General features: G+C 65.1%; 1 protein-coding gene. It reads left to right on the top strand.

Annotation, left to right across the window (positions count from 1 at the left end):
* A partial coding sequence (locus tag NFX52_RS30660) for an H-NS histone family protein (RefSeq protein ID WP_252636044.1) occupies positions 1–199 on the top strand: 199 nt, incomplete at its 5' end.
* Between the last annotated feature and the right edge of the window lie 56 nt (positions 200–255).

Here is a 255-nt window from a genome sequence, read left to right as displayed (position 1 = left end):
CGTGCAGGCGCTGGCCACCGTCCATGAATTGATCGCGGAGTTCGGCTTCACCGCCCAGCAGGTGTTCCCCTGGAAACCCGCCCCCAAGAAAGTCGCCGCCAAATACCGCGATCCTGATACCGGCGCCTCCTGGTCCGGCCGGGGCAAGCCGCCCCAGTGGATTGCAGGCAAAGACCGCGCGCCGTTTGCGATTGCCTGAATCGCGCACTGCGGGGCAGGGATAGTGCAGGACTGCAGCACGAGCCTCTGTCTAAC

Source organism: Acidovorax facilis, from assembly GCF_023913775.1.
GTDB lineage: Bacteria > Pseudomonadota > Gammaproteobacteria > Burkholderiales > Burkholderiaceae_C > Acidovorax > Acidovorax facilis.
This window is presented reverse-complemented; position numbering and strand designations above follow the sequence as displayed.